This window comes from Streptomyces hygroscopicus subsp. hygroscopicus (genome assembly GCF_001553455.1).
In the GTDB taxonomy this organism is placed as follows: Bacteria; Actinomycetota; Actinomycetes; order Streptomycetales; family Streptomycetaceae; genus Streptomyces; species Streptomyces hygroscopicus.
Map to the genome: position 1 here is coordinate 1 of NZ_BBOX01000434.1, position 3019 is coordinate 3019.

At 73.3% G+C, this 3019-nt stretch carries 4 protein-coding genes; all 4 read left to right on the forward strand.

Annotation, left to right across the window (positions count from 1 at the left end; translation table 11 throughout):
• Window positions 1-371 precede the first annotated feature (371 nt).
• On the forward strand, window positions 372-791 hold the full coding sequence (locus AXW62_RS34760) for a roadblock/LC7 domain-containing protein (RefSeq protein WP_030828862.1): 420 nt from the start codon (window positions 372-374) through the stop codon (window positions 789-791).
• The gene (locus AXW62_RS34765) at window positions 788-1150 is read left to right on the forward strand and encodes a DUF742 domain-containing protein (protein ID WP_030828864.1); all 363 of its coding nucleotides are present in this window, start codon (window positions 788-790) and stop codon (window positions 1148-1150) included. Before AXW62_RS34760 ends, AXW62_RS34765 begins: the two co-directional genes overlap by 4 nt.
• Entirely contained in the window at window positions 1131-1754 is a 624-nt protein-coding gene (locus tag AXW62_RS34770; protein ID WP_030828865.1) for a GTP-binding protein, read from the forward strand. The genes AXW62_RS34765 and AXW62_RS34770 overlap by 20 nt, the downstream gene beginning before the upstream one ends.
• Window positions 1751-3019 (forward strand): cytochrome P450 (locus AXW62_RS34775; protein WP_060947954.1); only part of this gene is annotated, 1269 nt, incomplete at its 3' end. The genes AXW62_RS34770 and AXW62_RS34775, both read left to right, overlap by 4 nt.

Consider the following 3019-nt stretch of genomic DNA (forward strand, 5'->3'; position numbering starts at 1 on the left):
CCCGACCGGGACCGGTCCGCCTCCGNGAGGCCGCCCCGGCCCGCTTCCGCAGAACGCGCCGGGCTCCCGCAGCGCCGCCGCCGGATCGCCCACGGTCACCCCGCCCCTCCGGGCCCGGAGCGCGCCCCCGGCGGAACCGCCCCCGCCGGGCGAACCGGACCGGCCGCCCGTGCAGCCGGGGATCTGGCTGGACGCGTTCCACAAGGGGCTCAACGGCGAACCGATCCCGGAGCCGGACGCCGGTACCGGCCCCCCGGGCCCGCCGGCCGCCCCGGACGCCCGCGAGGGCCCCAGCGGCCCGCGCACCCCGGACACCCCGGACGCCCCGGACGCCCGGACCACCCCGCACCCCCCGCACCCGTCGGACAAGGATGAGTAGGCAAGTGACGCAACCGCGGTTCAACATGGACTGGATGCTCCGGGACCTGGCGACCAGCGTTCCGCAGACCCGCCACGTGGTCCTGCTGTCCTCGGACGGCCTGTGCATGGCCCAGATCGGCACCGACAAGGACACCGCCGACCGGCTGGCCGCCGCCTGCGCCGGCCTGCAGAGCCTGTCGGGTGCGATCGCCGCCGAATTCCCCGACGGGGACGGGCGGATGCGGCTGGTCGTCATCGAGGTCGACGGCGGGTTCTTCTACCTGATGGCGGCCGGCACCAGCTCCTACCTGGCGGTGCTCGCCGATGACGGCGTGGACGCCGGGCTGATGGGCCAGTGCATGAGAGACCTGGTCGCCCGGCTCGGCGAACACCTCAGCAGTCCGCCGCGCGCCGACGGACGGGTGACATGAGCGCAACCGGCAAGGCGTGGGACGAGGGCGGCCCCGAGCGGCTCTACGCCGTCGACCAGAACCACGGGCCGCAGCCATCCCCGCCCCGGCCCGTCGAGCTCGTCAGCCTGATCGTGGCCCGCGCGGAACCGGAGCCGGGGACGGCGCCGGAGCAAGCCGCCGTGCTGAGGATGTGCCAGTTCCCGCTCTCGGTGGCGGAGATCTCCGCGTATCTGGTCCTGCCCGTCTCCACCGTCACCGTGCTCCTCGCGGGGCTGCTCGAGGACGGCCGGGTGGAGGTCAGGGCGCCGGTCCCGGCCGCCGAGCTGCCCGACCCCGAACTGCTGCAGGCGGTGATGCATGGACTACAGAACCTCTGAGGGAACCGCCGGACCGCGCGGCGAGGACCTCCTCCCGGCCTCCGTGGCCGCCGCCGTCAAGGTGGTGATCGTCGGAGGGTTCGGGGTCGGCAAGACGACCATGGTCGGCTCGGTGAGCGAGATCCGCCCGCTGACCACCGAGGAGACCATGACCCAGGCCGGGGTGGGGGTGGACGACATCGCCGGGGTCGAGCGCAAGACCGAGACCACCGTCGCGATGGACTTCGGCCGGATCAGCCTCAACGACAAGCTGGTGCTCTACCTGTTCGGCACCCCCGGCCAGGAGCGGTTCTGGTTCCTGTGGGACGGCCTGTTCGAGGGCGCCCTGGGCGCCGTGGTCCTGATCGACACCCGCCGGCTGGAGGTCAGCTTCGACGCGGTCGGCCGGCTCGAGGAGCGCGGTGTGCCCTTCGTGGTCGCGGTCAACGCCTTCCCCGGCGCCCCCGTCCACCCCACGGCGGAACTGCGCGCGGCCATGGATCTGCCGGACTCCGTACCGATGATCGACTGCGATGCCCGCGACCGGGCCTCCAGCCGCGACACCCTCCTCGCCCTCGTGCGCTATCTGCAATCCCTCCACACCGTGACCCCGGAGACTCCGTGACCCCTCCTCCCGACGACTTCGGCACCGGGCCCGCCGGCCCGGCGCCCGCCCGGTGCCCCGTCCACCCCGCGCCGTCCGGCAGCGGTCCGGTGGACCTCCTCGGGCCCGAGAACGAGAAGGACCCGATGGGCCTGTACGAGCGGCTGCGCGCCGAGCACGGCGCGGTGGCCCCGATCGTGCTGGACGGCGACGTACCGGCCTGGCTGCTGCTGGGCTACCGGGAGAACCTGGAGGTGTCCCGCACCCCCTCCCGCTTCTCCCGCGACTCCCGCCACTGGCACGCCTGGAAGGACGGCAGGATCACCGCCGACTCGCCCCTGCTGCCGGTGGTCGGCTGGCAGCCGATGTGCACCTTCGCCGACGGCGCCGAGCACGAGCGGCTGCGGGCCGCCCTCACCGAGTCGATGGGGCGCTTCGACCGGCGGGGCATCCGCCGCCATGTGACCCGCTTCACCCACCAGCTGGTCAACGACTTCTGCGCCGACGGCGGCGCCGAACTGGTCACGGCCTTCGCCCAGCGGCTGCCCATGCTCGTCCTCACCCATCTGCTGGGCATGCCCGACGAGTACGGGCCGCGGCTGGTGGAGTCCACCCGGGACCTGATGAAGGGCACCGAGACGGCCCTGCGCAGCGACGCGTACGTCACCGAGGCCCTCCAGGGCCTGGTGGAACGCAGACGCGCCAGCCCCGGCGAGGACCTGGCGTCCTGGCTGCTGGCCCACCCCTCCGGGCTCACCGAGGAGGAGGTCGTCCAGCATCTGCGGCTGGTGCTGCTCACCGGGAACGAGACCACCACCAATCTGATGGCCAACACGCTGCGCATGGTCCTCACCGACCCGCGCTTCCGCGCCACCCTGGCCGGCGGCCAGATGACCCTGCCGGACGCCATCGAGCACGTGCTGTGGAACGAGCCCCCGCTCACCGTCGTCCCCGGCCGCTGGGCCACCGGGGACACCGAGCTGGGCGGTCAGCAGATCAAGGCCGGGGACATGCTGCTGCTGGGACTGGCCGCCGGAAACGTCGATCCGGCCATCCGCCCCGACATCGCCGCCCCCATGTACGGCAACCGGTCCCACCTCGCCTTCAGCGGCGGCCCCCACGAATGCCCGGGGCAGGACATCGGCCGTGCCATCACCGACACCGCCATCGACACCCTGCTGCTGCGGCTGCCCGATCTCCGGCTGGCCGTCGACGAGTCCGAGCTGACCTGGCTCTCGTCCTGGATCTCCCGCCATCTCGTCGCGCTGCCGGTGGAGTTCATGCCC